This is a genomic window from Pseudomonas sp. C32 (genome assembly GCF_030417915.1).
In the GTDB taxonomy this organism is placed as follows: domain Bacteria; phylum Pseudomonadota; class Gammaproteobacteria; order Pseudomonadales; family Pseudomonadaceae; genus Aquipseudomonas.
This window is the reverse complement of the sequence record NZ_JAUHUK010000012.1, coordinates 175,229-201,813: the sequence shown is the minus strand read 5'-3', so window position 1 is coordinate 201,813 and position 26,585 is coordinate 175,229. Positions and strand designations below refer to the sequence as shown.

23 protein-coding genes are annotated in these 26,585 nt (G+C 59.3%); 16 read left to right on the top strand and 7 right to left on the bottom strand.

The window, feature by feature from the left end:
- A partial coding sequence (locus tag QYH43_RS15955) for a DUF5801 repeats-in-toxin domain-containing protein (protein ID WP_301157379.1) occupies positions 1 to 1,832 on the top strand: 1,832 nt, incomplete at its 5' end.
- A 99-nt stretch (positions 1,833 to 1,931) separates the two neighbouring features.
- Here the strand turns inward: QYH43_RS15955 and QYH43_RS15950 are convergent.
- A complete protein-coding gene (locus QYH43_RS15950; RefSeq protein ID WP_301157377.1) occupies positions 1,932 to 2,645 on the bottom strand; it encodes a response regulator transcription factor in 714 nt (237 codons plus the stop codon).
- A 765-nt stretch (positions 2,646 to 3,410) separates the two neighbouring features.
- Here QYH43_RS15950 and QYH43_RS15945 point away from each other — a divergent pair.
- The 4 genes from QYH43_RS15945 (at position 3,411) to QYH43_RS15930 (ending at position 8,641) form a co-directional block, all read left to right on the top strand.
- Complete coding sequence (locus QYH43_RS15945) at positions 3,411 to 5,015, top strand: tetratricopeptide repeat-containing response regulator (protein ID WP_301157376.1); 1,605 nt, start codon at positions 3,411 to 3,413, stop codon at positions 5,013 to 5,015.
- A complete protein-coding gene (locus QYH43_RS15940) occupies positions 5,012 to 5,704 on the top strand; it encodes a sensor histidine kinase KdpD (protein ID WP_301157374.1) in 693 nt (230 codons plus the stop codon). Before QYH43_RS15945 ends, QYH43_RS15940 begins: the two co-directional genes overlap by 4 nt.
- A 244-nt stretch (positions 5,705 to 5,948) precedes the next feature.
- Entirely contained in the window at positions 5,949 to 7,193 is a 1,245-nt protein-coding gene (locus QYH43_RS15935) for a glutamine synthetase family protein (protein ID WP_301157383.1), read from the top strand.
- A 71-nt stretch (positions 7,194 to 7,264) separates the two neighbouring features.
- The gene (locus tag QYH43_RS15930) at positions 7,265 to 8,641 is read left to right on the top strand and encodes an MFS transporter (protein ID WP_095061720.1); all 1,377 of its coding nucleotides are present in this window, start codon (positions 7,265 to 7,267) and stop codon (positions 8,639 to 8,641) included.
- Between the two features lie 172 nt (positions 8,642 to 8,813).
- Here the strand turns inward: QYH43_RS15930 and QYH43_RS15925 are convergent, their stop codons facing one another.
- From QYH43_RS15925 to flgA, 4 genes are all read right to left on the bottom strand, one after another.
- The gene (locus QYH43_RS15925; RefSeq protein ID WP_301157373.1) at positions 8,814 to 9,560 is read right to left on the bottom strand and encodes a flagellar brake protein; all 747 of its coding nucleotides are present in this window, start codon (positions 9,558 to 9,560) and stop codon (positions 8,814 to 8,816) included.
- Between the two features lie 91 nt (positions 9,561 to 9,651).
- The gene (locus QYH43_RS15920) at positions 9,652 to 10,119 is read right to left on the bottom strand and encodes a flagella synthesis protein FlgN (RefSeq protein ID WP_301157372.1); all 468 of its coding nucleotides are present in this window, start codon (positions 10,117 to 10,119) and stop codon (positions 9,652 to 9,654) included.
- Positions 10,120 to 10,167: 48 nt separating this feature from the next.
- Positions 10,168 to 10,494, bottom strand: a complete 327-nt coding sequence (flgM, locus tag QYH43_RS15915) for a flagellar biosynthesis anti-sigma factor FlgM (RefSeq protein WP_095056522.1) — start codon at positions 10,492 to 10,494, stop codon at positions 10,168 to 10,170.
- A gap of 169 nt (positions 10,495 to 10,663) precedes the next feature.
- On the bottom strand, positions 10,664 to 11,422 hold the full coding sequence (gene flgA, locus QYH43_RS15910) for a flagellar basal body P-ring formation chaperone FlgA (protein WP_095056523.1): 759 nt from the start codon (positions 11,420 to 11,422) through the stop codon (positions 10,664 to 10,666).
- 82 nt (positions 11,423 to 11,504) lie between these two features.
- Here flgA and QYH43_RS15905 point away from each other — a divergent pair, with 82 nt between their 5' ends.
- The 6 genes from QYH43_RS15905 (at position 11,505) to flgE (ending at position 16,608) form a co-directional block, all read left to right on the top strand.
- A complete protein-coding gene (locus tag QYH43_RS15905; RefSeq protein ID WP_095056524.1) occupies positions 11,505 to 12,437 on the top strand; it encodes a chemotaxis protein CheV in 933 nt (310 codons plus the stop codon).
- A gap of 45 nt (positions 12,438 to 12,482) precedes the next feature.
- A complete protein-coding gene (cheR, locus tag QYH43_RS15900) occupies positions 12,483 to 13,310 on the top strand; it encodes a protein-glutamate O-methyltransferase CheR (protein ID WP_095056525.1) in 828 nt (275 codons plus the stop codon).
- A gap of 366 nt (positions 13,311 to 13,676) precedes the next feature.
- Positions 13,677 to 14,084: a flagellar basal body rod protein FlgB gene (gene flgB / locus QYH43_RS15895; RefSeq protein ID WP_095056526.1), complete on the top strand. Its 408-nt coding sequence runs from the start codon at positions 13,677 to 13,679 to the stop codon at positions 14,082 to 14,084.
- Between the two features lie 3 nt (positions 14,085 to 14,087).
- On the top strand, positions 14,088 to 14,531 hold the full coding sequence (flgC, locus tag QYH43_RS15890) for a flagellar basal body rod protein FlgC (protein ID WP_007937507.1): 444 nt from the start codon (positions 14,088 to 14,090) through the stop codon (positions 14,529 to 14,531).
- 15 nt (positions 14,532 to 14,546) lie between these two features.
- Entirely contained in the window at positions 14,547 to 15,269 is a 723-nt protein-coding gene (gene flgD, locus QYH43_RS15885) for a flagellar hook assembly protein FlgD (protein ID WP_301157371.1), read from the top strand.
- A gap of 31 nt (positions 15,270 to 15,300) precedes the next feature.
- Positions 15,301 to 16,608, top strand: a complete 1,308-nt coding sequence (gene flgE, locus QYH43_RS15880) for a flagellar hook protein FlgE (protein WP_095056528.1) — start codon at positions 15,301 to 15,303, stop codon at positions 16,606 to 16,608.
- 230 nt (positions 16,609 to 16,838) lie between these two features.
- On the opposite strand, the gene QYH43_RS15875 is transcribed toward flgE, so the two are convergent.
- Complete coding sequence (locus QYH43_RS15875) at positions 16,839 to 19,733, bottom strand: ribonucleoside-diphosphate reductase subunit alpha (RefSeq protein ID WP_095056529.1); 2,895 nt, start codon at positions 19,731 to 19,733, stop codon at positions 16,839 to 16,841.
- 733 nt (positions 19,734 to 20,466) lie between these two features.
- Between QYH43_RS15875 and QYH43_RS15870 the strand changes: the two genes are divergently transcribed.
- Both QYH43_RS15870 and QYH43_RS15865 read left to right on the top strand, forming a co-directional pair.
- Positions 20,467 to 21,189 (top strand): winged helix-turn-helix domain-containing protein, encoded by a 723-nt coding sequence (locus QYH43_RS15870; protein WP_095152981.1) that lies wholly within the window; start codon positions 20,467 to 20,469, stop codon positions 21,187 to 21,189.
- A complete protein-coding gene (locus tag QYH43_RS15865) occupies positions 21,186 to 22,796 on the top strand; it encodes an ATP-binding protein (protein ID WP_095056531.1) in 1,611 nt (536 codons plus the stop codon). Before QYH43_RS15870 ends, QYH43_RS15865 begins: the two co-directional genes overlap by 4 nt.
- 108 nt (positions 22,797 to 22,904) lie before the next feature.
- Here the strand turns inward: QYH43_RS15865 and QYH43_RS15860 are convergent, their stop codons facing one another.
- On the bottom strand, positions 22,905 to 23,630 hold the full coding sequence (locus QYH43_RS15860) for a 4'-phosphopantetheinyl transferase (RefSeq protein ID WP_301157370.1): 726 nt from the start codon (positions 23,628 to 23,630) through the stop codon (positions 22,905 to 22,907).
- Positions 23,631 to 23,852: 222 nt separating this feature from the next.
- Here QYH43_RS15860 and QYH43_RS15855 point away from each other — a divergent pair, with 222 nt between their 5' ends.
- The 3 genes from QYH43_RS15855 to QYH43_RS15845 all read left to right on the top strand — a co-directional run bounded on the left by QYH43_RS15855 (position 23,853) and on the right by QYH43_RS15845 (position 26,564).
- Positions 23,853 to 24,455, top strand: a complete 603-nt coding sequence (locus QYH43_RS15855; RefSeq protein WP_301157369.1) for a hypothetical protein — start codon at positions 23,853 to 23,855, stop codon at positions 24,453 to 24,455.
- Between the two features lie 88 nt (positions 24,456 to 24,543).
- Positions 24,544 to 25,221 (top strand): response regulator transcription factor, encoded by a 678-nt coding sequence (locus QYH43_RS15850; RefSeq protein ID WP_301157368.1) that lies wholly within the window; start codon positions 24,544 to 24,546, stop codon positions 25,219 to 25,221.
- On the top strand, positions 25,218 to 26,564 hold the full coding sequence (locus tag QYH43_RS15845) for an ATP-binding protein (protein ID WP_301157367.1): 1,347 nt from the start codon (positions 25,218 to 25,220) through the stop codon (positions 26,562 to 26,564). Before QYH43_RS15850 ends, QYH43_RS15845 begins: the two co-directional genes overlap by 4 nt.
- Positions 26,565 to 26,585: the final 21 nt, after the last annotated feature.

Here is a 26,585-nt window from a genome sequence, read left to right as displayed (position 1 = left end):
ATCTTGTGTTCAAGGACGATGGACCAAGCATCAGCACCACGGGTGAAGAGCCAACGCTGACCGTGGACGAGACGGACCTGACAACCGACGCCAGTTCGAGCTTTGCGGCCAACTTCGATTCGGCGTTTGGCGCCGACGGGGCGGGCACGTTGACCTATGCGCTGAGCATCGGCGCCGGTGCGACCGGTATGACCGACACGGCCACGGGCCAGGCGGTAATCCTGTCGCTCAACGGCACGGTGGTTGAAGGCCGCACGGCCACGAGTAACGATCTGGTGTTCACGGTCAGCGTGGCCGCCAATGGCAGCGTCACGCTCGATCAGCTCCGGGCGGTGGTGCATCCCAATATCAACGATCCCGATGACTCAACGAGTCTGGCCTCGGATGATTTGGTGAAACTGACCGCGACCAAAACCGATGGGGATGGCGACAGCGTCCAGGCAACCCTCAATATCGGGCAGAACCTGGTGTTCAAGGACGACGGGCCATCACTCGCGTTCGGCAACCTGATCGGGACCGGTAGCCTCCTTCCACAGTACGGATTCTGGACCAGCGCGGCGGGAGCCGACGGGCTGGGTGCGGCGGGCTTGGATATTTCGTTGGTGAACAACCAGTTCACTCTCGTCAGGCCAAACAACACGACGGTAACCGGGAGCGGTACGCTCACCGAGCAGGGGAGCTCACCGGATATCAACGGCGCCTACCATTTTGCGGGTACGTTGACCGGTGATTTCGACAACAACGCCGCAACAGCCAATACCAGCGTCGACTACACGCTGACCGCCTTCGCCGATGGCACGTATGCACTGGATCTGGTGCAAGGCTTCCATTCGACGATCGTGCTCAGCAGTGCCGACGGCGCGCTCTCGGCCGGCGGCCCGGATCCAGTGCGCACCTTGTTGATTCCGGAGACGAACAACCCGGCTATTCCTTCGCCATCTGAGGAGATTGTCTTTTTTGGTGTTAACGCGACCACTGCCTCAAGCGACATATTTTCCGCCATCGCGCAGGGAGAGCCCGACCTCACCGAAGCGCAGATAGAAGCCGGCGGGTTTGCATTCATCGGCGCCGCAAACCTAAACGTCAGCACGTCCGGCATCGGCATCGGCAACAACAACCTGGATGGAAACGGGACGGCAGGCATCAATGACGGTGACGAGAGTTTCGTCATCAATCCCGAGACCTTGTTGACGGGCATGAAAGTTTTCATCGACAACGCGCAGGGGTACGACCCGGCAACGGAGGAGCTGTACTACACGATCTTCTACGAGGACGGCACGACTTCGGGTCCACCGACGAAGGTTCTTGCCGCTGATCTGACCTCGGAGGCTGAAGGACAGACGTCCTTCCTCATCGAGAGATCGGACTCGGAGCTCATTGATGCTGTTCAGCTCACGATGGGCCTAGGTAAGATCAAGATCCCGGTGATCGAGTTCATTCAGGAGAGCGAGAGCCTGGCCAGCGATGTCAAGCTGACGTTCAGCGCGACACTGACCGACAAGGATGGCGATTCGGCGACCAGTACGTTTGACGCCAACCTGTTTGCCAACGACCCCGACGCGTCCTTCGACTACACGCTGGTGGGCACGATCGGCGAGCAAGATGCGTTCAACATCGACCTGTCGATCAATGACAATCTGTACCAGGTCACCGGCTTCGATGTGGGCGGTGGAGTGCAAGACAAACTGGTGATTAACGGTGTGCAGAACGCCTTCCAGATCGACAACACCGGCGCAGACAGCATCGTGACAGTGACCGAGCCTGGACAGGTAACGACCATCACCGTGGTCGGGGTCGACCTTCAGAATAGCGACCTCTTCTTTAGCGCCTGAGGTATCGCGCGCATGAACGAATGCGAGGGTGGTGTAGGAAACCACCCTCGCATTTTTCTGCGGTGCCGAGGGGCAAACCTTCTTATATCGACTTGAAATTCAATCCAGTTTTACCCAGACGGAATTGGGTGGTACTTCGTGGTTGAGCCCGTGTTTCTGCGCATACATCAGCAGGTCGATGCGGTTGATCAGATCAAGCTTTTGATAGATGTTGCTGAGGTGGTTATGCACAGTGTGCTCACTGATCCCCAAGCGACCGGCAATGCTCACGTACTTGGCGGACGGCTCTCCCACGATGGCGCGGATCAGTTCTCTCTCGCGCAGCGTCAACCGCGCCTGTTTCGCCTGCTCCACGTTGCATTTCAAGGGGACGTGCCCGGCCGCGGCATAGCCGGAAAGGCCGCCAACCCAGGCTCTATCCATTGCGACGTCACTGTGGTGAACCTTGAGGATGGCCTGGACAATCGACTCCGTCGGGTCTTCCGCCAGCACGATGCCGCGTGCGCCAGCCTCTATCGCCTGGGCAGCCGGGACGGCTTCGTACAGGCCCTTGAGCAGCAGCACTTTCATTTCGGTGTTACGGCTGAGTTCTGCAACGACTTCCAGCGGATTCAGCGCATCCGGGAAGAAACTGAAAAAAATCACATGGGGCCGCAACTGATCGGCAAGGTCCAGCGCATGGGTATAGGTGGTGGCCTGTCCGGTCACCTCCATCCGGGGCTTTCTGGCATTGATCAAGTCGTGAAGGCCCACCAGCACGAGGGGACGGCAATCAACCAACATCACGCTTATTGGTGTTTTCTGGTCAGTCATGATGTTCCTGACCTCCTTGCAAAACTGTCAGTGGCCTGCGGGAAACGCCGGAAGGCCGTGAGGGTGCCCGTCCAGGCATTGGCTACCAGCGGCCCCGGGGGCTTTCCCATCAACAGCGCCGGCAGGCGGGACGAACGTTTCCAAACGGTAGACAAGGCTCGCGGGAAAAAATGAATACGAATAATTATCAAAGGTTTACACATGACGATGTGCTCCCCGCGCCTCTCAACTGATTCTAGGTCAGCCCAGCGCGGTGCCAGCCTGCCCGTACGTCGGTCCTCGATACAGAACCGGTGCGGACCGGTCGGATCGAAGTGCTCAAGGGGGAGGGGAAGCCTCGTAAATCAATGTTTTAGCCGTGTAAAAGGTGGCAAGCGGCCATGATTGGATCCTGTTTATTGTCGTCAATTAATAGACGAATGGTGTGAAGTTAGGAGGACTAATCTCGACTTAGTCAATTTATCGGCGAATTCGAAAAGCTCGGCTGCCGAGTCGACAGGATTCGTTTTCATTAACGCGTTCACATAATTCGCGTGAGCCTTGGGGAAGGTTCTCAAGGGAATGCGATGGCTGGCCGATAACCCGGGCTGTCACGGACGTATTTGTCTGCGCGCTCGGCATGGGGGCTTATTGTCGATGAGCAGGTGTTTGATAGCCTAGGGCCACCAGCTATCATCTGCGCGTCCAAAACAGGCGCCACCGAAGCTGCGTCCGTCCGTGGGTGTGCCGTTGGGTTCTTCTTCTTAAATTGCCTGGAAATCTTCGATGCTGTCGTATCACCAAAAGCGTTTTTTGATCGTCGATGATTTCTCTGACTTCCGCAGTTCCGTGCGTTCAATGTTGCGCGAGCTGGGCGTCAAGGAAGTGGACACCGCCGATACCGGCGAGCAGGCGCTGAAAATGTGCTCGCAGAAGGCTTACGACTTCATCCTGCAGGACTTCCACCTGGGCGACGGGAAGAAGAACGGCCAACAGGTGCTCGAAGACCTGATGGAAGAGAAGCTGATCAGCCGTGAAGCGGTGTTCGTCATGGTCACCGCCGAAACCAGCCAGGCCATGGTGCTCAGTGCGCTGGAACATGAGCCCGACGCCTATCTGACCAAACCGTTCAACCGTTCCAGTCTGGCCCAGCGCCTGGAACGGCTGGAGCAGCGCAAGACCTTGCTCAAGCCGATCCTGCAAGCCCTCGACCGTGGCAAACCGATGGAAGTGCTCAACGCCTGCATCGCCCTGTGCAAACAGGACATTCGCTATTCGCCCTTGTGCCTGCGTTATCGCGCCGACGCTTTGCGCGATCTGAATCAGAACGAAGCACTGGAGCGCCTGTACGACAGCATCATTGCCGACCGACCTTTGCCGTGGGCCTTTGCCGGGTTGGGCAAGTTGTTGTTCAAGCGCGGGCAGGTTTCGCAAGCCAAGGGTATCTACGAAAAAGCCTTGAAAGTGTTCCCGATGATGCCGTCGCTCTACGATGGTATGGCCGATGTACTGGTCGCCGAGGGCGACACCAAGGGCGCGCAGCGTGTGCTGGAAGAAGCGATCCGCCTGTCACCGCTGGCGGTGCGCCGGCAAGCGTTGCTGGGTAAGTTGGCCATGACCAACGAAGATTTCGACACGGCTTCCAAGGCCTATCGCCAGGCCGTGGCCCAAGGTGCGCAGTCGCGCTTCAAAGACGCCGAGAGCAATCTTGGCCTGGCTCACGCCTTGATCAGCAAGGGCAGCGAACGAGGCCTGGACACGCGGACTCGACTGGAAATCAACACCACGCTGAGTGCTGTGGCCAAGGAAAACCCTTCCGATCCGGGCCTGCAAATTCGTGCACGGCTGATGAAAGCCACCAGCCTGTTGCTCAACGACGCCGAAACCGCCGACAAACTCACCGAGCAGGCTTTGTTGCGCCTTGATGGCATGGAGCAATTCATGAGCGCCGAGGCCGCGCTGCTGGTGGCCAAGCAACTGAAGATGCTCGGGCAGACCGAGGCCGGCACCGCCATGCTGAAAAACTGCGTGGAGATCTACGGTGACGATCCGGTGGTCATGAAGGATATCGCCAAGCAGACCGACGATCCTTCCATCCTCAACGCCGGCAACGCTGCGGCCGACCTCAACCGCCAAGGGGTGCGCGTGTACAAGACCGGCAACCTGGTGGAAGCGCGGGCGGTGTTCCGCAAAGCCCTGACGTTGCAACCGAAGAACATCAGCATTGCCCTGAACATGGCGCAGTCGTTGTTGCATGGCACCGACACCAATGTTGCGTCGGCAGAACTCGAAGAGTGCCGGACCTGCCTGAAGATGGTCGGCCTGATGCCGGACTCCGACGCGCGTTTTGCGCGTTATCAGAAGCTCAAAAGCAAGGCGTTTGGCGCATGAACGACAACGGGCAGGGCCTGGATTTCTCCACGGTGATCGCTTCCACCGTGCACGACATGAAGAACTCGTTGACCTTGTTGATGCAGGCCCACAGCCAATGGCTGGCACGCTTGCCAGAGCCTGCGCGCCAGTCGCCGGAGCAGGGCGTGATCGATTTCGAGTTCGCGCACCTCAACGGCATGCTGGTGCAGTTACTGGGGCTGTACAAACTCGGCGTCAATCAGATGCCCCTGCAACCGGCCTACCATGAACTGGACGATTTCATCGAGGCGCAACTGGCGTGTCACCAGGAAGTGTTCGCCAGCCGCAGCATCATGGTCACCTATGAAGTGGACCCGTTGAGCCCCTTGGGATTCTTTGATCGCGAGTTGATTGCCTCGGTGTTGGCCAATTGCGTCAACAACGCGATCCGTTACGCACGGCACGCGCTGTTGATCAGCGTCAGCGACGAAGCCGGGCAACTGGTGCTGACCATCAACGACGACGGCGAGGGGTATCCGACGCAGATGATCGAGCGTCAGGCCGATTACGTTCAGGGTATTAACCAGAGCAGCGGCAGCACCGGGCTGGGTCTGTATTTTGCCGGGCGGATTGCCGCGCTGCATCAGCGCAACGGGGTTGTCGGACGTACCGAAATCAGCAATGGCGGGGCGTTGGGTGGTGGGGTGTTCAGCCTTTACCTCCCGTGATTGTTTGTCGTAGGCCCGAGCCTTCGGCAGCGCCTACGAGGTTTTACATCTTTATTGATGAGGGCTGCTTGATATTCTGAACATGCGGAGTCTATTTTGTACGGTCGCCGTTCGCGGCTCGCACAATAACAAGGATTGCGTCATGACAACCGTTGGCCTGAGTTCACTCGCGCAGCGATTGACGGGCATTGATGAAGTGGAATGTGTCACGCCGGATTTGAATGGCGTCCCCCGGGGCAAAGTGATGACCTCCGAGGGTTTCCTCGACGGTCGGCGTTTGCAGTTAGCGCGGGGTGTGCTGCTGCAATGCATCATGGGCGGTTATCCGCCAGCGCGTTTTTACGGCAGCGATGACGGCGACCTGGCGTTGATTCCCGACCCGGCGCAAATCCACCGCTTGCCCTGGAGTCATCCACCGCGGGCCTTCGCGATTTGCGATGCGAATGAGTTGGGCACCACCACCAGCTCCAACCTGTCGACCCGTGGTCAGCTCAAGACCGTGCTCGCCCGTTATGCGGTCCTTGGCCTGGCGCCAGTGGTGGCGACCGAGCTTGAGTTCTTCGTTTTTGCGCCCAACACCGACCCGACTCAAGCTTTCCTGCCGCCCCTGGGTCTGGACGGTCGTCGCGAGGATGGTCAGTCGGCGTTCAGCGTCAGCTCCAATAACGGCTTGCGGCCGTTTTTCAATGAGGTCTATGAATGCATGGCGGCGCTGGGGTTGCCCCGCGATACGTTCATGCACGAGATGGGCGTGAGCCAGTTCGAGATCAATCTGCTGCATGGCGATCCGCTGTTGCTGGCCGACCAGACGTTCCTGTTCAAGCATCTTCTGAAAGAAGTCGCGATCAAGCACGGCTTGAGCGTGGTTTGCATGGCCAAGCCGTTGGCGCATACACCGGGCAGTTCGATGCACATTCACCAGAGTGTGGTTGAGGTCGATTCAGGGCGTAACGTGTTCAGTGACAAGGCGGGGGAGGAGACGGCGACCTTCCGGCATTTCATCGCCGGTCAGCAAGCCTGTATGGCGGATTTCACCGCGTTGTTTGCGCCGAACGTCAACTCGTACCAGCGCTTGTGCCACCCTTATGCGTCGCCGAACAATGCGTGCTGGTCCCATGACAACCGCGCGGCGGGTTTGCGTATTCCGGCGAGCTTGCCGGTGGCGCGGCGGGTCGAAAACCGCTTGCCGGGGGCTGACGCCAATCCGTACCTGGCGATTGCCGCGAGCCTCGCGGCTGGGTTGCATGGCATCGAGAACAAGCTGGAACCGAGCGCGCCGATCCAGGGCGAATTTGAAGTGCCGGACAATCTTTCATTGCCGTGTACCTTGCACGCGGCGCTTGAGCGTCTGAAACGTAGTCAGTTGGCCAAGGAACTGTTCGGGGCGGAATTCATCGAAGGCTACATCGCTTCGAAGACCCTGGAGCTGACCAGCTTCTATGATGAAATTACTCCCTGGGAACGGCGTGTTTTAGCGGTCCAGGCCTGACGTCCCGTCTACATCAGGCTATCGTTCAGCGATAGCCCGATCTTCACTGCAAGGAGCCGCTCGGAACGCCGATGCGCCAAATCTGGAAATCCTTTCGAGCGCTTTATTTCGCCTCGCTGATGATGTTGATCGGCTCGGGCCTGTTGAGCACTTACCTGGCGTTGCGCCTGGCGGCCGACCATGTCGACAGCCTGTGGGTCGGCGCGTTGATGGCCGCCAACTATTTCGGCCTGGTGCTGGGCGGCAAGATCGGTCACCGCTTGATTGCCCGGGTCGGGCACATCCGGGCCTACTCGGCGTGTGCCGGGATCGTCGGCGCGGCGGTGCTCGGTCATGGCCTGGTGGACTGGTTGCCGGCCTGGCTCTTTTTGCGGGTGATCGTCGGCCTCGGCATGATGTGCCAATACATGGTGATCGAGAGCTGGCTGAACGAACAGGCCGATGCCAATCAGCGTGGGCTGGTGTTCAGTGGCTACATGATTGCCTCGTACCTGGGGTTGGTGCTCGGGCAACTGATTCTGGTCATGCACCCGGGGCTGGGGCTTGAACTGCTGATGCTGGTTGCCCTGTGTTTTGCGCTGTGTCTGGTGCCCGTGGCGCTGACCCGGCGAATTCACCCGGCGGCCTTGCATCCGGCGCCGATGGAACCGCGGTTCTTTATCAAGCGTGTGCCGCAGTCGTTGAGTACGGTACTGGGCGCAGGTCTGATCATCGGTTCGTTCTATGGTCTGGCACCGCTGTATGCCTCGCAGCAAGGGCTGACCACGGAGCAGGTCGGTCTGTTCATGGGTAGCTGCATTTTTGCCGGGCTGCTGGTGCAGTGGCCGCTCGGCTGGTTGTCCGACCGTTATGACCGTGCACTGCTGATCCGCTGCTTCGCCATGTTCCTGGCCGTCGCGGCGTTACCGCTGGCGATCTTGCCCAAGGTGCCGCTGGAGGTGCTGTTCGTCATCGGCTTCCTTTGCTCGCTGGTGCAATTCTGCCTGTACCCGTTGGCGGTGGCGTTCTCCAACGACCATGTCGAGGGCGATCGCCGGGTGTCGCTGACGGCGATGCTGTTGGTGACTTACGGTGTCGGTGCGAGCATCGGGCCGCTGGCGGCGGGGGTGCTGATGAAGCTGTTCGGCAGCCAGAGCCTGTATGCGTTTTTCAGCTTCTTTGCGTTGGTGCTTGTCTGGCGGATCCGGCCGAAAGCCGTGACCAATCTGCATCAGGTCGACGATGCACCGCTGCATCACGTGGCGATGCCGGACAGCATGTCGAGTTCGCCGCTGGTCGCCGCACTTGATCCGCGCGTCGATGAACACGTGGTGCAGGAGCAGATGCAGTCGCCGATCAATCCAGAGTCTGAATCCGAACCTGAACCGACTTCAGAAACCGATCAGTCACCGCCACCAGAAGACCCTGACACCGGGCGCGAGCAGAGTTTTACCGAAGCCAGACCTTAAATTCAGGGCATAAAAAAACGGGCAGTCACCGCAAGGGACTGCCCGTTTTTTGTCTTCGTCCTACCCGTTTTTTGTAGGAGCTGGCTTGCCAGCGAAGGCGTCTGTTGCATCAACGCAGGACCCAACGACGCCTTCGCCGACAAGCCGGCTCCTACAGGAAAGCAACGTCAGATCAGAGATCGTCTTTGTCGAAACGACGCGCTTCACGTTGCAGCTGGTAGACGAAGCGCTCGACCTGCCGCTGCACCAGCCCGCTCATGTTGTGGAAGCGAACGCCGGCGAAGGTGGTGGAGATTCTTTCTTCGAAGTGCAGATAACGCAGTTCGACCGGTGCCGTCATCTTGCCGAAAGGCAGGTCGGCGTTGAACCGGTCGTAAACCTGACCCAGTTGCAGGCTCTCGGTGATGTCACCTTCGAAGCGCAATTTGCAACCCGTGGCGGAAATGTCCAGCAGCTTGCCGCTGATGGGCGCCTTGAGTTTTTCACCGCCCAGATTGACGTTGACCAGTTGCGCCAGTTTCAAGGCCGCGCGGAAGGCATTGCGGCGCTGGTGATAGACCACTTCATCGGGCAGGCTGCCGCGGTAGCAACGCGCACCACCGGACTCATCGATGGTCAACGGGCCGTTGCTTTCCCACGCAATGCGTACACCGTCGTGGAAGCCTTCGACCTTGTAAGATTCGCCGGCCAGCAAATACCGCTCGCCATCACGGGGGATCATTTCGTCCAGGGCAATCATGTCGCGGTCGCGATCGAGGTCCACCAGATAGCTCTGGAAACGCTGGCTCCGTTCGTGGAACGTGATAATCAGCGGGTCATGGCTTTCTTGCAGCTGGCGCAGGTTGCTGGAGATTTCCAAGGGTGTGCTGAGCACCTTGGGTGGCTGCGGAGCATCTTCCGCGTTTAAGGCATTGGACACGGTTAATCAATCTCCAGACAAAATTTGACTACGGCTGGCTATCAGTTTGCCAGTATGTTGCGCGTCTTGATAGAGCGAGGACGCCACCGGCTCATGCCTGGCTGAGCGGGCGCGGTTTGGCAAGCTTGGAGAAGGTACCGCTGGCGTCGTAAAGCGCCGGGGTGTCGCCGCCGTTGAGGATTTTCAGCTGAGTGGCTGTGGCGGCTTGTTGCGTCAGGATCGACTGCCCGTTGTTGATGTTGATGGCCTGGCATTGGGCCAGAAGATCGGTCAGTACGTCACTTTGCATCAGAAGTTGATCGCCAATGCTCGATTGGCCGGCCAGTTGCTCAAGACCGCTTCTGTTGGTCGGCAGGTTGAGGCTGGCGAGAATTTCACTGCGTTTGCAGCCATGCTGTTCGAGCAAGACGATCAATGCCTGTTTCTGCGCCAGAATGTCCTCGAGCAGTGGCATGTCGCGGCCGTGCAAGGCAAGGGATTCGGTCTGCAGCAACTCCAGCAATTGTTGCGCGGGAGCAAAGTCGTCGATGATCAGTTGCAGTAAATTAGAGTCGTGCATGGCTGGCCTTGGGGTTTAAGCGTCCAAAAGCCTGGCGCCGGCCGTGGCCTAGCGCTGGGCTTCGAAGTTGAGCAGTTTGCTGGCTACGCGGTTGCTGTCGACTTTGTAGCTGCCATCGGCAATCGCTGCTTTCAACTCGGCCACCCGGGCCTTGTCGACGGCAGGCTGATCGCGCAGCTTGTCAGTGACCTTCTGCAACTGCTGAGCCTCATTGCTGAGATGTACCGATTCCCCGCTTTGGGTTGTACCGACCTGTTCTGCCGCGGATTCCAGTGGCGCGGACTTGCCGGCCTCGACGCTGTCCTTGCTGGCGCTGGTACGTGTACTGCCCGTAAGGGGCGAGGAGCTGTTCAAACGGCTGAAATCGATGACCATGATGAAAACCTCTGGGAATTTGGACGCTTGCCATGGTTTCGGCCATTCCCTGGAAAACTTTAGGCCCATTTATCAACGAGCCTTGCGCGCGTCAGCGCTTGCTCTGCATAGAGCACAGTCTAGGGAACAGCCGGGGCGAGCGCCACATTCTCGTAAGCAGATAACGTCTCTACATAGACACTTCCACCTGTCCGGGCGCGGTGACCAGCGCCTTGATGACGCGTTGGGAGTTGAGGTTTTTCACCCGGATCTGCTCGCTCAAACCGCCGTTTGACAGGGCCTCGCCCGGCATGCGCACGCTGAGCGTACCGCTGCGGGCGGTGATCACCACTTGGTCGCCCTTGCGAATGACTTCGGCCTGTTCGATGTTCACCAGGGTAATGACCTGGTCGGTGACCATTGGTCGGGTCAATCGCTGTCCGATCGCCTGGTCGAGGGAGGTCAGGTAACCCTGGCTGATCAGGCTGATGTCGCGCTCACGCAGAAGCACATCTTCAGGTTCGATAATGGCTGTACGGCGCAGAGGCCGGGCAGACGTCACGACGTCACGAAACAGGCGGACTTGAGCGGGTACGAAGACTGTCCAGGGGGCTGCGCCTTCGCAACGGACCTTCACCGTGACGCGTCCGATCGGCTTGGGACTTTCAAGCGTGGCTGTCAATTCCTTGTCGCACATGGGCATGTGCATGCGTGGATCGAGCTTGTTGACTTCGATCTCGTAGCGACCTTCGGTTTGACTGGTGGCCAAATAGTCTTCTACGGTGAATTCAAGAAACCCCTGAGTGACGCCGATAAGCATGTCAGGCAAGGTAACCGCGTCAGCAAGGGCAGGGCTGCCAGCGTTGAACAGGCAAATAGCCGACAGCACGCCGAGTAATCGGCGCCAGGGAGCGGTCAGGTGTCGGAAAAATGTCGGTTGTGTGTTCATAACGGATAAAAAGCAAGCGCCGTGCCGTTTAGTGATTATGGCGCGTCGCAACAACACTTGGCGTTGGTGTAGGAGTCTGGGCATGGCGGGTGTAATGGATTCGGTGAACCAGCGCACGCAACTGGTGGGGCAGAATCGCCTTGAGCTGTTGTTGTTCCGTCTCGACGGCCAGCAGCTGTACGGGATCAACGTGTTCAAGGTTCGGGAGGTGCTGCAATGCCCCAAACTGACGCTGATGCCCAAGTCCAGTCCTGTCGTGTGCGGCGTGGCGAGTATCCGGGGGGCGACCATTCCGATCCTTGATCTGGCGATGGCCACGGGCTCCGGTGCTTTGAAGGACAAGAACAACCCCTTCGTGATCATCACGGAGTACAACACCAAGACCCAGGGTTTCCTGGTGCGCTCGGTGGAACGCATCGTCAACATGAACTGGGAAGAGATCCATCCGCCACCCAAGGGCACCGGTCGCGATCACTACCTGACGGCGGTGACGCGGGTCGATAATCAGCTGGTCGAAATCATCGACGTGGAGAAGGTGCTGGCGGAAGTGGCGCCGACGCCGGAAGCGATTTCCGCCGGTGTGGTGGATGTCGAAACCCAGCACAAGGCGCTGTCGTTGCGCGTGCTGACCGTCGATGACTCGTCGGTGGCGCGCAAGCAGGTCACGCGTTGCCTGCAAACGGTCGGTGTCGAGGTGGTGGCGCTGAACGACGGCAAACAAGCGCTGGATTACCTGCGCAAACTGGCCGATGAGGGCAAGAAACCGGAAGAAGAGTTCCTGATGATGATCTCCGACATCGAGATGCCGGAGATGGACGGGTACACCCTGACGGCGGAAATCCGCAACGACCCGCGCATGCAAAAGCTTCATATCATCCTGCATACTTCCTTGTCCGGGGTATTCAATCAGGCGATGGTCAAGAAAGTCGGTGCCGATGACTTCCTGGCCAAATTCCGTCCTGATGACCTGGCGTCCCGTGTAGTCGATCGGATCAAGGCAGCAGATATCAGCTAGGGGCCTGCGCCCCCGGTAATCAATACGATTTAAGAGGCGGCATCATTGTCTACGGGTAATTTGGATTTCGAACAGTTCCGGGTGTTCCTGGAAAAAGCCTGTGGCATTTTGCTGGGTGAAAACAAGCAATACCTGGTCTCCAGCCGTCTCAACAAACTGATGGAACAGCAAGGCATCAAGAGCCTGGGTGAACTGGTCCAGCGCATGCAGACCCAGCCGCGCAGTGGTTTGCGCGAGCAGGTGGTGGATGCCATGACGACCAACGAAACCCTGTGGTTTCGTGACACCTATCCGTTTGAGGTTCTGAAGAACAAGGCACTGCCCGAGGCGATCAAGGCCAGTCCCGGCCAGCGTCTGCGCATCTGGTCGGCGGCGTGTTCGTCGGGTCAGGAACCGTACTCGCTGTCGATGTCCATCGACGAGTTCGAGCGGGTCAACATGGGCCAGTTGCGGATGGGCGTGCAGATTGTTGCCACCGACCTGTCCAGCACCATGCTGAACAACTGCAAGACCGGCGAGTACGACAGCCTGGCCATCGGCCGCGGCCTGTCGCCCGAGCGCTTGCAACGTTACTTCGATCCGAAAGGGCCGGGGCGCTGGGCGATCAAGGCGCCGATCAAGAGTCGCGTGGAGTTTCGCTCGTTCAACCTGCTGGACAGCTACGCGAGCCTCGGCAAGTTCGACATCGTGTTCTGCCGCAACGTGTTGATCTACTTCTCCGCCGAGGTGAAGAAGGACATCCTGCTGCGTATCCACAGCACGTTGAAGCCGGGCGGCTACCTGTTCCTCGGTGCTTCCGAAGCGCTGAACGGTTTGCCGGATCACTACCAGATGGTCCAGTGCAGTCCGGGGATCATTTACCAGGCGAAGTGATTGCGTTGGGGTTGTCAGAAAACGGGAGTCCTCAGGGGTTCCCGTTTTTTTATGCCTGCTGATTTCTCACAGCTATCTCAATCCCTGTAGGAGCTGGCTTGCCAGCGATAGCGGTGTGTCCGCAATTTAAAAGTCGGCTGACTCGACGCCATCGCTGGCAAGCCAGCTCCTACAGGGGGAGGTGGTGTTCTCAAGTGCGGTGCCAAGCGGCAGAAAAGCGGCATCCGGCGGAAAACCGTTGCCGCTTTTCTGTCGTTGCCGCATTGCCATGGCCGGCAAAGCCCCGGTTTACGGGCTTTTTTGAATTGGCATGACGCTTGCTATGTCCATCGTACGAAAAATCAGGTCACCCAAAGGTTTCCCGACATGAGCATCAGCTTCGATAAAGCGCTCGGCATCCACGAAAAAGCCCTGGGCTTCCGCGCCCAGCGTGCCGAAGTCCTGGCCAACAACATCACCAACGCCGATACCCCGAACTACAAGGCTCGGGATCTGGATTTCTCCAAAGTGCTCGCCGAGCAGAACGAGAAAACCAAAAGCGGCGGCTTCGCCTTGAACATGACCAACAGTCGTCATATCGAAGCGCAGGGCTTGGGCAATGGCGACGAGTCGCTGATGTATCGCACGCCGATGCAACCGTCGATTGACCAGAACACCGTGGACGCCCAACTGGAACAGTCGAACTACGCGGAAAACGCGGTCGGCTTCCAGGCCAGCTTCACCCTGCTCAACAGCAAATTCAAAGGGCTGGTGTCAGCCCTGCGCGGAGAGTAAGCCATGTCTCTATCCAGTGTTTTCAACATTGCCGGTAGCGGCATGAGTGCGCAGACCACTCGTTTGAACACCGTTGCTTCGAACATCGCCAACGCCGAGACGGTCTCGTCGAGCATCGACCAGACCTACCGCGCGCGCCACCCGGTGTTCGCCACCATGTTCCAGGGCGGCCAGAGCGGCGGCAGCGACTCGCTGTTCCAGAACCAGGACGCGGCCGGTCAGGGCGTGCAAGTGCTGGGCGTGGTCGAGGACCAGAGCAATCTTGAGGCGCGCTACGAGCCGAACCATCCGGCCGCCGATGCCAAGGGTTACGTCTACTACCCGAACGTCAACGTGGTGGAAGAAATGGCCGACATGATTTCCGCGAGCCGTTCGTTCCAGACCAACGCCGAAATGATGAACACCGCCAAAACCATGATGCAGAAAGTCCTGACCCTTGGTCAGTGATAAGGGGCGACTCAGATGAGTGTTACCGATTCCACTGGCGGTTTGAGCCTCAACGACATCCTGGCGAACTCCTCGGTCAAGACCAACAAAACAAGTGACGGCCTTGCGTCGGCAGCCGGCAGTGCCTCGGGCAACAAGGCCCTGGGCAAGGATGCGTTCCTGCAATTGCTGGTCACGCAACTGAAAAACCAGAACCCGCTGGAGCCTCAGGACAACGGCGAGTTCGTCGCCCAGTTGGCCCAGTTCAGCAGTCTGGAAGGCATCACCACGCTCAACGACACCGTTACCGGCCTGGCCAGCAACTACAACTCGTCCCAGGCCTTGCAGGCTTCATCGCTGGTGGGACGTTCGGTCATCGCGCCGGGCGACAAGGCGGTGGTCGACACCACCAAGAGCCTCAGCGGCACGGTGGTCATACCGACTTCGGTGGCTTCCGCCAGCCTGAAGATCACCGATGCAGACGGCAAGACTGTGCGCACCATCGACCTGGGTTCACAGAAAGCCGGCAACGCCAGTTTCATCTGGGATGGCAAGAACGATGCGGGCGTGACAGTGCCTGCCGGCACTTACACCTTCGGCGCTTCGACCTCCATCGATGGCCAGTCCGTCGCACTGATCACCAACCTGCCGGCGACGGTCAACAGCGTGACCATCAGCCAGACTGGCGGTGAGCTGATGCTCAATCTGGCCGGGCTGGGCAGTATTGCCCTGTCCAAAGTTCAAACCATTGGTATGTAAAGCCGACTAACCCGGCATAAAGGAGTGGATGATGTCTTTCAATATCGGCCTTAGCGGTCTCTTTGCAGCCAACAAACAACTGGACGTGACCGGCAACAACATCGCCAACGTTGCCACCACCGGTTTCAAATCGTCCCGTGCAGAGTTCGAAGACGTGTACTCGGCGACCCGCCTGGGTACCGGCAGCAAGACCGTCGGCAACGGCGTGCGCCTGGCCAACGTTTCCCAGCAGTTCACCCAGGGTGACATCAGCAACACGGGTAACGTGCTGGACATGGGTATCAACGGCTCCGGCTTCTTCGTGCTGAACAACAGCGGCTCGCTGTCCTACACGCGTGCCGGTACGTTCAAGGTCGACAAGGAAGGTTACGTCACCAACACCGACGGTACTTCGCGTCTGCAAGGTTACGGTGTGGATGACAATGGCAAGATCCAGAACGGCGTATTGACCGACCTGCGCATCGACACCTCCAACCTGGCACCGAAAGCCACTACCAGCGTATCGTCGACGATCAACCTGAACTCCACCGCTGACGTGATCGACGTTGTGGCCAATCCGTTTGACCCGAGCAAGTCGGCCTCTTTCACCAAGCAGTTCAGCACCCCGATTTTCGACACGCAGGGCAACCAGCACACCATGGATCAATACATGGTGAAGACTGGCGCCAACACGTGGTCGACCTACACCCTGATCGATGGTCGCAACCCGAATGGCAGCGACCCGAAGGTTACCCCGGCGGTTGCTTCGGTCATGGCGTTCGACACAAGCGGAAAACTGGTATCGGTCACCACGCCGGGCACGCCTCCGGTCGTCAGCCCTGATTTGAAGATCACTAACTGGGTCCCGGGCACCGTGACCAACGGTGTATGGGCGGCCAATGGCGCGTCCGCCGATCCGGCGGGCATGTCGATTGCCATGAGCAATACCACCCAGTTCAACGCGGATACTGCGCGTTCGATTCCTGCTCAAAACGGCTACGCCACTGGCCAGATCACCAACCTGACCATCGATGGCAGCGGTGTATTGCTGGCCAACTTCAGCAACAACCAGACCAAGCCGATCGGTCAGATCTCGCTGGCCAGCTTCACCAACGAACAGGGTCTGCAGCCAGTGGGCGGTACCAGCTGGAAAGAAACCTACTCGTCGGGTATCCCGGGCTACGATGCACCGGAAACCGGCAGCCTGGGTTCGGTCCAGTCCAACTCGCTGGAAGAGTCCAACGTCAACGTGACCAACGAACTGGTCGACCTGATCAAGGCGCAGAGCAACTACCAGGCGAACGCCAAGACCATCTCCACCCAGAGCACCATCATGCAGACCATCATTCAGATGACCTGATGCTGGATTACGCTGCATAAAAAGCCCCTCATCAGAGGGGCTTTTTTGTGGATGACAAAATCACATTCTCCCGGACCTTGTAGGAGCCGGCTTGCTGGCGATCCAGGCAACACGGTCATCAAGGTATATCGCGTCATCGTTCATCGCCAGCAAGCCGGCTCCTACAATTGGAAGGCAAAAAAAACCCGACAAGCCAGAGGCCTGTCGGGGTTTTGTGCTACCGGCTCAGCTTATTGGCAAGCTTCGCAATCCGGCTCGTCGATGGCGCAAGCCTTCGGCACTGGAGCAGGGCCGGCAGGAGCAGCCAGGACCGAATCGTCACCGTGGTTGCCGCCGCTGGATACAGCGTTCAGCTTACCGGTGTTGATGGTCGACTTCTCGGTGCTGGTCGCGGCCAGGGCACGGAGGTAGTAAGTGGTTTTCAGGCCACGGTACCAAGCCATACGGTAGGTCACGTCCAGCTTCTTGCCCGAAGCGCCGGCGATGTACAGGTTCAGCGACTGAGCCTGGTCGATCCACTTCTGACGACGGCTGGCCGCGTCGACGATCCACTTGGTGTCCACTTCGAAGGCCGTCGCGTAGAGCTCTTTGAGTTCCTGCGGGATGCGCTCGATCTGCTGCACCGAACCGTCGTAGTACTTCAGGTCGTTGATCATGACCGAGTCCCACAGACCGCGAGCCTTCAGGTCGCGAACCAGGTACGGGTTGATCACGGTGAATTCGCCCGACAGGTTCGATTTCACATACAGGTTCTGGTAGGTCGGTTCGATCGACTGCGAGACGCCAGTGATGTTGGCGATGGTCGCGGTCGGTGCGATGGCCATGATGTTCGAGTTACGGATGCCTTTCTGTACACGGGCGCGAACCGGTGCCCAGTCCAAGGATTCGTTCAGGTCGACATCGATGTACTTCTGGCCACGGGCTTCGATCAGGATCTGTTGCGAATCCAGCGGCAGGATGCCTTTGGACCACAGCGAACCCTGGAACGTCTCGTAGGCACCGCGCTCGTCAGCCAGGTCGCAGGAAGCCTGGATCGCGTAGTAGCTGACCGCTTCCATCGACTTGTCGGCGAACTCGACGGCAGCGTCGGAACCGTAAGGGATGTGCTGCAGGTACAAAGCGTCCTGGAAGCCCATGATGCCCAGACCGACCGGACGGTGCTTGAAGTTGGAGTTCTTCGCTTGCGGCACCGAGTAGTAGTTGATGTCGATCACGTTATCGAGCATGCGAACGGCCGTGTTGACGGTGCGCTCCAGCTTGGCGGTGTCCAGCTTGCCGTTGACGATGTGGTTCGGCAGGTTGATCGAACCCAGGTTGCAAACGGCGATCTCGTCCTTGTTGGTGTTCAAGGTGATCTCGGTGCACAGGTTCGAGCTGTGGACCACGCCGACGTGCTGCTGCGGGCTGCGCAGGTTGCACGGGTCTTTGAAGGTCAGCCATGGGTGGCCGGTTTCAAACAGCATGGACAGCATTTTGCGCCACAGGTCTTTGGCCTGGATGGTCTTGAACAGCTTGATCTTGCCTGGGTACTGGGACAGGGCTTCGTAGTACTCGTAACGCTCTTCGAAGGCCTTGCCGGTCAGGTCGTGCAGATCCGGAACTTCGGACGGCGAGAACAGGGTCCACGGGCCGTCATCGAAGACGCGCTTCATGAACAGGTCAGGGATCCAGTTGGCGGTGTTCATGTCGTGGGTACGACGACGGTCATCACCGGTGTTCTTGCGCAGTTCGATGAACTCCTCGATGTCCATGTGCCAGGTTTCCAGGTAGGCACACACAGCGCCTTTGCGCTTGCCACCCTGGTTAACGGCAACGGCGGTGTCGTTCACGACTTTCAGGAACGGAACCACGCCTTGCGACTTGCCGTTGGTGCCCTTGATGTACGAGCCCAGCGCACGAACCGGCGTCCAGTCGTTGCCCAGGCCGCCTGCGAATTTGGACAACATGGCGTTGTCGTGGATCGCGTGGTAGATGCCCGACAGGTCATCCGGCACGGTGGTCAGGTAGCAGCTCGACAGCTGTGGACGCAGGGTGCCGGCGTTGAACAGGGTCGGGGTCGACGACATGTAGTCGAAGGACGACAGCAGGTTGTAGAACTCGATTGCACGGTCTTCTTTGTGCTTCTCTTCGATCGCCAGGCCCATGGCCACGCGCATGAAGAAGATCTGCGGCAGTTCGAAGCGCACGCCATCCTTGTGGATGAAGTAACGGTCGTACAGGGTTTGCAGGCCCAGGTAAGTGAACTGCTGGTCGCGCTCGTGATTGATCGCCTTGCCCAGTTTTTCCAGGTCGAAGGTGGCCAGCACAGGGTTCAGCAGTTCGAACTCGATACCCTTGGCGATGTAGGCAGGCAGGGCCTTGGCGTACAGGTCGACCATTTCGTGGTGGGTAGCGCTTTCGGCCACGCCGAGGAAGCCCAGGCCTTCGGCACGCAGGGTGTCCATCAGCAGGCGGGCGGTCACGAACGAGTAGTTCGGCTCACGCTCGACCAGGGTACGGGCGGTCATCACCAGGGCAGTGTTGACGTCGGTCAGGGCCACGCCGTCGTACAGGTTCTTCAGGGTTTCGCGCTGGATCAGGTCGCCGTCGACTTCTTCCAGGCCTTCGCACGCTTCGGTGACGATGGTGTTCAGGCGACCCATGTCCAGAGGTGCAAAGGTGCCATCGGCGCGGGTGATGCGGATCGACGGGTGAGCGTTGACCGCTTCTTCGGCCGGGGCGTGGGCAGCGCGTTCTTTCGAACGACCGTCACGGTAGATCACGTAGTCGCGCGCGACTTTCTGCTCGCCGGCACGCATCAGGGCCAGTTCGACCTGGTCCTGGATTTCTTCGATGTGGATGGTGCCGCCCGATGGCATGCGACGCTTGAAGGTCGCAGTGACCTGTTCGGTCAGGCGGGCCACGGTGTCATGGATTCGCGACGAGGCAGCAGCGGTGCCGCCTTCAACTGCGAGAAACGCTTTGGTGATGGCGACGGTGATTTTGTCATCGGTGTAAGGAACGACAGTGCCGTTACGCTTGATCACACGCAGCTGCCCTGGCGCAGTGGCGGACAGATCCGAATTCGAATCGGCGGCCTGCGGCAAGGTGCCCTGCGGGTTCTCGCGAGTTGTGTCGGTTTGCATGGGGGAGTGTCTCCACATTCTCTATGTTTGTTTGGGCACCATCACGGTGCCCACCGTTCTGTCCTGAAGCACTACAACCGACGGATGTCGGGCATAACAACTTCGGGACAGTAGGAAAAAGGCTAATGAGGCCGTCCTTGCCGAAGTTTTGGTACGAGCCTGGGCTCGCAACCGGATTCCTTTCGGGGGTGTCAGTCATGACTGCAACACCCGTACCGTTTTCGCCGCTCTGGCCTGAAAAAAACGGTGCCATCCGCCAGTGCGGTTTGGGCTTGTAAGTTGACGCTTGGTTCAACCATAAACAGGCAATAAAGCGCTTGAGTTTCTGGTCTGAAATGTGGTTGGGCTTTTTAGTCAAAACCCTACATGTAGGGTTTTTTTGGCGCCGTGGTACAAGATAATGCGTTTCGGGGGACGATTGCAACGCACTACCTGTGGATAAACCTGTGCGTAAATTGTGTGTGAAAGAGGGAATCGGCGTGTAGGCCGCGACCTAGCTGGATCGAAGCTTTTTTCAGCGATTTTCAACGGGTGAAAACGCCAGACCAGATTTTTAAGGGCGCGAACCCTACCACAAAAAACCGGGTTGTCCGAACGCATTTACCGGCTTGTGTTCTCGGCGGGCGGCGTTTATACAATCGGCCAGCATGTATACCTATTTATCCCCCCGAATCATTACAAAAAGACGGGCGGATCCTTCCTTAATTAGCGTTTTGGCAAGCAGAGGTCACCCGTGGAGCAAGAAGCCTGGCAGGTATTGATTGTGGAGGACGACCAGCGACTGGCCGAACTGACCCGCGATTACCTGGAAGCCAATGGCCTGCGCGTATCGATTGAAGGTGATGGGGCGTTGGCGGCGGCGCGCATCATCAAGGAGCAACCGGACCTGGTGATTCTCGACCTGATGCTCCCCGGTGAAGATGGCCTGAGCATTTGCCGCAAGGTCCGCGCCCGTTACGAGGGGTCGATCCTGATGCTCACCGCCCGCACCGACGACACCGACCAGATCCTCGGCCTCGACCTGGGTGCCGACGATTACGTGTGCAAACCGGTGCGTCCGCGCCTGTTGCTCGCGCGTATCCAGGCCTTGTTGCGGCGTAGCGAAGCGCCCGAGGTCGCCCCGGAAAAACAACGGCGCCTGCAGTTTGGTCCGCTGGTGGTGGACAACGCCTTGCGCGAAGCGTGGTTGCAGGGCAATGGCATCGAACTGACCAGCGCCGAATTCGACCTGCTGTGGCTGTTGGTGGCCAACGCCGGGCGCATTCTGTCCCGGGAGGAAATCTTCACCGCGTTGCGCGGCATCGGCTACGACGGCCAGGACCGTTCCATCGATGTGCGGATCTCGCGTATCCGGCCGAAGATCGGTGATGACCCTGAGCACCCGCGCCTGATCAAGACGGTGCGCAGCAAAGGTTATCTGTTTGTTCCCGAAGCCTGTGTAGACCCGACATTGTGAACTCGATCTTCCTGCGCATTTATGGCGGCATGTGCGCTGCGCTGATTCTGGTGGCGGTGCTGGGCGTGCTGGCCATCCACCTTCTCAACCAGGTGCGTAGCGAGCAGTACCGCGAGCGCCTGGCCCACGGTACGTTTGCGCTGATGGCCGACAACCTGCAACCGATGAACCAGACTGAGCGCCATCGGGCCTTGCTGGTCTGGGAGCGGTTGCTCGGCATCCCGCTGGCGCTGAAAACCTTCAACGAAACCGATCTGGACCTGACCCAGCGCACCCGCGTTCTGCGCGGCCAGGCCTTGGTGGAACAGACCGGGCCGCACGCGGCAAAGGTGTATCGGTTGGTCAGCGACCAGGAACAGTTGGTCCTGACGGGCGAGGTGCAGCAAATCAGCGAGCAACTGGCCCGGGCGACGATCTACCTGTTGGCCGACGAACTGGTGCGCTCGCCTGTGGCGGATCAGCCCAGGCACCTGGCGAAATTAAAAGAGGAAAAGGGCTTCGGTTTCGACCTGCGGCTGGTCACGGTCGACGAGGCGGACATGGACGAAGACCAGCGCCGTCGTGTGTCCGAGGGTGACACCGTGATGGCGCTGGGCAAGGGCGGCGATTCGATCCGCGTGTTTGCCGGCATGGTTGGCACGCCATGGGTGCTGGAAATCGGCCCGCTGTATCAGATGAATCCTTATCCGCCGGAGTGGCTGGTGCTGATTGCCGTCCTCGGGCTGACGCTGATCGGCTTGATCGTTTACCTGCTGGTGCGGCAACTGGAGCGGCGCTTGCGGGGACTGGAATCCGCCGCCACGCGCATCGCCCAGGGCAGCCTGGAAACCCGTGTGCCGGCACGCGGTGCCGACTCGGTGGGGCGCCTGGCTTCGGCGTTCAACGCCATGGCCGAGCACTTGCAGCAGTTGCTGGCAATCCAGCGTGAGCTGGTACGCGCGGTGTCCCACGAGTTGCGTACACCGGTGGCGCGCCTGCGGTTCGGCCTGGAAATGATTGGCACGGCCACTACGCCACAAGCTCTGGAAAAATATTGCGAGGGCATGGATCACGACATCGAGGACCTCGATCGTCTGGTGGACGAGATGCTGACCTACGCGCGGCTGGAGCAGGGGTCGCCGGCATTGAACTTCCAGCGCATCGACCTGGATGCCCTGGTCAATCAAGTCATCGAAGAGCTGGCGCCCTTGCGAGTCGATGTCACGGTGCAACGGGGTTTATGCCTGTCGGCCGCCGACTGTGATGACGCCTGGGTCGAAGCCGAACCGCGCTACTTGCACCGGGCGATCCAGAACCTGGTCACCAATGCCATGCGCCACGCGCACTCCCGGGTGACCATCAGTTATCAGGTGGGCCAGCAGCGTTGTCGCGTGGACATCGAGGATGACGGGCCGGGTGTACCGGAGTTGGCGTGGGAGAAAATCTTCACCCCGTTTCTGCGCCTTGATGACAGCCGCACTCGCGCGTCGGGCGGGCATGGCTTGGGGTTGTCGATTGTGCGAAGGATCATCCATTGGCACGACGGACGTGCGCTGATCGGCAAGAGCAAAAGCCTGGGGGGGGCGTGTTTCAGTTTGAGCTGGCCGAGGAATCAAGAGAAACGCTGAGTCTCGTGGTGAAGGTTCTGCCGCCATCGCGAGCACAGGGGATTTTGCCCGCCTGTCCTGGTAGGAGCGAGCCTGCTCGCGATGAGGTCCCAACAAACAGCGAAAACCTCAGGCCTGGATACTGACCAGACTCAACAACTGCCCATCCTTGACCGCAAACTGCGCATCCAGCTCGGTGCCGTTGCGCCATTCGCTGGACAAGTCTGCAAGCAATCGCAGCCTGATGTGGCCATCCTCAGTCCATTCCAGCACTTCGGCATGCTCGAAATAAAAGCGCTGCTGAACGATCGGATAGAGCGCCTTGAACAGGCTTTCCTTGACCGAGAAGGTCAGTGTCACCCACAACGCCATTTGATCCCGGGGACCGGCCGCCATCCGCTGTAGCTCCGCCGGGATGAGGATTTCCCCGGCCAGGCGTTCGGCCCGTTCGGCGTTGAGCAGGTTTTCCAGGTCCATACCTAAACCGCGCCAATGACGTTTGTTCGCGACGATGGCGGCGGCACGACCGGCGCTGTGGGTGATCGAACCGGCGATATGGCCGGGCCAGATCGGGGCCCGGTCTTCGCCAATGGCTGGAATGAAACTCAGGCCTTCCAGGCGCTGCAGCGCGGCCCGGGCGCACACCCGTCCGGCGAGAAACTCCGCCTGCCGTTTGGCCACCGAGCGTTGGATCGACGCCGGGGCTTCGATGGCGCTGCGGTGGAAATCATCCAGAGCCAGTTGTGAACTGTCGAATTGGGTACTCAACAGGACCGTGTCGGGCAGCACGAACGGCAGCGGCCAATGGTCATCGAGCGGGGTGCAGCAGGCGGGCAGGGCGGGGGCAAAGTTCATGTCGGGCATTTTGCCGGGTTGCCTTGGGGCTGGGTAGTGCAAAGGTTGAGATCGGCGGTGTCGCTTTCGCGAGCAGGCTCGCCCCCTCGGGACTTTCGGGGGGGCCTTATCCAATGTGAGGCGGTTCAGCCGAGGTTCAGAGTGCGTTCAGGGGGAGTTCAGGGCCGGTTACGTAACCTTGCCTCGTACCCAAAACCCATACGGCACATAAGGAACTTCACCATGACCGGATTCAAAAAACTGCTGTTGGCATTCACTGTTCTCGGCGCAAGCACGACGGCTTTCGCCTCCAACGACAACTTCGCCAGCCTGACGCTTGGGCAGACCAGCGACAAGGTCAAAAAATCTCACGCCCTGAACGATAACCTCGACCACCCGAACACCGGCGGTGTCATCAATAAGGACGCCACCTGGGGTGTGCGTCTGGGTCAGCAAAACAGTCAGGGCCGTTACTACGCCACGTACGACAATGTATCGGGCTCGCACAACGGCATTAAACTGCGCCAGGAAAATCTGTTGGGCAGCTACGATCTGTTCTATCCGGTGGGCGGCAGCACCAAGCTGTTCGGTGGTGCCACGGCCGGCCTGACCAAATTGACCCAGGAGTCGTCCGGTTACAGCCGCGACAGCGACATCGGCTACGCCATCGGCGGGCAGGTAGGGGTCTTGCAACAGGTTTCGCAAAACACCTCGGTTGAACTGGGTTACCGTTACCTGCGCAGCAATGCGAGTACCGAAATGAGCGAGCGCGGCGGCAGCAAACAGGGATCGCTGGACTTGACCAGCAGTGCCCAGACCTATCTGTCTGCCAACTACGCTTTCTGAAGCGGTTCGCCTGAGTACCCTGTGGGGCTAGCGCTGCTAGCGCCCACAGAGGGTTGTCTGGAGATGTTGATTTGCCCGGGAGAGCGTTATGAAACTGCTGGTCGTCGAAGATGAAGCGCTGTTGCGCCATCACCTGCAAACCCGCCTGACGGAGAGCAGCCACGTGGTCGAGTCCGTAGCCAATGCCGAGGAGGCGCTGTATCAAACCGCGCAGTTCAATTTTGATCTGGCGGTGATCGACCTCGGCCTGCCGGGGATGAGCGGGCTCGACCTGATCCGTCAGTTGCGGTCGACCGGCAAGAGCTTTCCGATCCTGATCCTCACCGCCCGCGGCAACTGGCAGGACAAAGTTGAAGGCCTGGCCGCCGGGGCCGACGATTACGTGGTCAAACCGTTCCAGTTCGAAGAACTCGACGCCAGGCTCAATGCCTTGCTGCGTCGTTCCAGCGGGTTCACCCAGTCGACCATCGTCGCTGGTCCATTGTTGCTCGACCTCAATCGCAAGCAGGCCTCTCTCGATGAGCAACCGCTGGCACTAACGGCGTATGAGTACCGCATCCTCGAATACCTGATGCGCCATCACCAGCAAGTGGTACCCAAGGACCGCTTGATGGAGCAACTGTACCCGGACGACGGCGAGCGTGATCCGAACGTGATCGAAGTGCTGGTCGGTCGTCTGCGTCGAAAACTGGAAGGTCCGGGAGGCTTCAAACCGATCGAGACCGTGCGCGGCCTCGGCTACCTGTTCAATGAGCGCTGCACTTGATCCGCTCGCTTCGCATTCGCTTGATGCTCGCCGCCACGATTCTGGCGGTGTTGTTCATGCTGGCGTTGTTGCCGGCGATGCAGGGCGCGTTCAGCCTGGCCTTGCAGGATTCCATCGAGCAGCGCCTGGCGTCGGACGTCACCACGTTAATTTCCGCCGCCCGGGTGGAGAACAACAGCCTGATGATGCCGGCGCAATTGCCCGACGAGCGTTACAACCTCACCGACAGCCGCCTGCTCGGCTACATCTATGACCGCGATGGGCATCTGGTCTGGCGTTCCAGGGCCACGCAGGAAGAGCACATCAACTACAAGCCGCGTTATGACGGGCGTGGTAACGAGTTCGCGCGGATCAGCGAAGCCAATGGCCAGGAGTTCTTCGTCTATGACGTCGAGATCAAACTGATTGGCGGTAAAAGTGCGGCATTCAGCATCGTGGCGTTGCAACCGGTGCGTGAATACGAAACCACCCTTGAAGGTCTGCGGGAGAATCTCTACCTGGGCTTCGGCGCGGCGTTGCTGGTGTTACTGGCCTTGCTGTGGGGCGGTCTGACCTGGGGCTTGAAGGCGTTGAGCCGCTTGAGTCAGGAGCTGGACCAGATCGAGGGCGGCACCCGCGAGAGCCTCAGCGAGGAGCATCCCCGGGAACTGCTGCGCCTGACCGGCTCCCTGAACCGCTTGCTGCACAGCGAGCGCGAGCAGCGCAGTCGCTACCGTGATTCCCTTGATGACCTGGCCCACAGCCTGAAAACCCCTTTGGCAGTGCTGCAAGGTGTCAGCGAGGACATGGTGCAACGCCCTGAAAATCGTGAGCAGGCCTGGGTGCTGCAAACCCAGATCGAACGCATGAGCCAGCAGATCAGCTATCAACTGCAACGCGCGAGTCTGCGTAAAAGCGGTCTGGTGCGGCATCAGGTACGTCTGCGGCCGGTGTTGCAAAGCCTGTGCGACACACTGGACAAGGTTTACCGCGACAAGCGTGTGCGGGTTGCTTTCGATCTGCCGGACGATTGTCATGTGCCGATCGAGCAGGGCGCGTTGCTGGAGATGATGGGTAATCTGCTGGAAAACGCGTATCGGCTATGCCTCGGCGAGATCCGGATCAGCGTGCGCGAAATTCCCCGTGGCATCGAGTTGTGCGTCGAAGACGATGGTCCTGGCGTGCCCGCGGACCAGCGTGCACGAATCCTCCAGCGCGGCGAGCGTCTGGATCGTCAACATCCGGGGCAGGGCATCGGCCTGGCGGTGGTCAAGGACATCATCGAAAGCTACAACGCCAAACTGACGCTGGGGGACTCACCCATGGGCGGGGCGGCGTTCAGGATTCATTTTCAGGCGGTTTAGTTGTTGGCGTTACTGGCGCCG

Excerpts from the sequence above, each read along its gene's own strand:
- flgD (WP_301157371.1), top strand. The coding sequence starts at position 14,547 with ATGAGTGTTACCGATTCCACTGGCGGTTTGAGCCTCAACGACATCCTG.
- QYH43_RS15935 (WP_301157383.1), top strand. The coding sequence starts at position 5,949 with ATGACCTCCGAGGGTTTCCTCGACGGTCGGCGTTTGCAGTTAGCGCGG.
- QYH43_RS15950 (WP_301157377.1), bottom strand. The coding sequence starts at position 2,645 with ATGACTGACCAGAAAACACCAATAAGCGTGATGTTGGTTGATTGCCGT.
- flgB (WP_095056526.1), top strand. The coding sequence starts at position 13,677 with ATGAGCATCAGCTTCGATAAAGCGCTCGGCATCCACGAAAAAGCCCTG.
- QYH43_RS15850 (WP_301157368.1), top strand. The coding sequence starts at position 24,544 with ATGAAACTGCTGGTCGTCGAAGATGAAGCGCTGTTGCGCCATCACCTG.
- QYH43_RS15860 (WP_301157370.1), bottom strand. The coding sequence starts at position 23,630 with ATGAACTTTGCCCCCGCCCTGCCCGCCTGCTGCACCCCGCTCGATGAC.
- QYH43_RS15875 (WP_095056529.1), bottom strand. The coding sequence starts at position 19,733 with ATGCAAACCGACACAACTCGCGAGAACCCGCAGGGCACCTTGCCGCAG.
- QYH43_RS15905 (WP_095056524.1), top strand. The coding sequence starts at position 11,505 with ATGGCGGGTGTAATGGATTCGGTGAACCAGCGCACGCAACTGGTGGGG.
- QYH43_RS15920 (WP_301157372.1), bottom strand. The coding sequence starts at position 10,119 with ATGCACGACTCTAATTTACTGCAACTGATCATCGACGACTTTGCTCCC.
- flgA (WP_095056523.1), bottom strand. The coding sequence starts at position 11,422 with ATGAACACACAACCGACATTTTTCCGACACCTGACCGCTCCCTGGCGC.
- flgE (WP_095056528.1), top strand. The coding sequence starts at position 15,301 with ATGTCTTTCAATATCGGCCTTAGCGGTCTCTTTGCAGCCAACAAACAA.
- flgM (WP_095056522.1), bottom strand. The coding sequence starts at position 10,494 with ATGGTCATCGATTTCAGCCGTTTGAACAGCTCCTCGCCCCTTACGGGC.
- QYH43_RS15945 (WP_301157376.1), top strand. The coding sequence starts at position 3,411 with ATGCTGTCGTATCACCAAAAGCGTTTTTTGATCGTCGATGATTTCTCT.
- QYH43_RS15940 (WP_301157374.1), top strand. The coding sequence starts at position 5,012 with ATGAACGACAACGGGCAGGGCCTGGATTTCTCCACGGTGATCGCTTCC.
- QYH43_RS15855 (WP_301157369.1), top strand. The coding sequence starts at position 23,853 with ATGACCGGATTCAAAAAACTGCTGTTGGCATTCACTGTTCTCGGCGCA.
- QYH43_RS15930 (WP_095061720.1), top strand. The coding sequence starts at position 7,265 with ATGCGCCAAATCTGGAAATCCTTTCGAGCGCTTTATTTCGCCTCGCTG.
- flgC (WP_007937507.1), top strand. The coding sequence starts at position 14,088 with ATGTCTCTATCCAGTGTTTTCAACATTGCCGGTAGCGGCATGAGTGCG.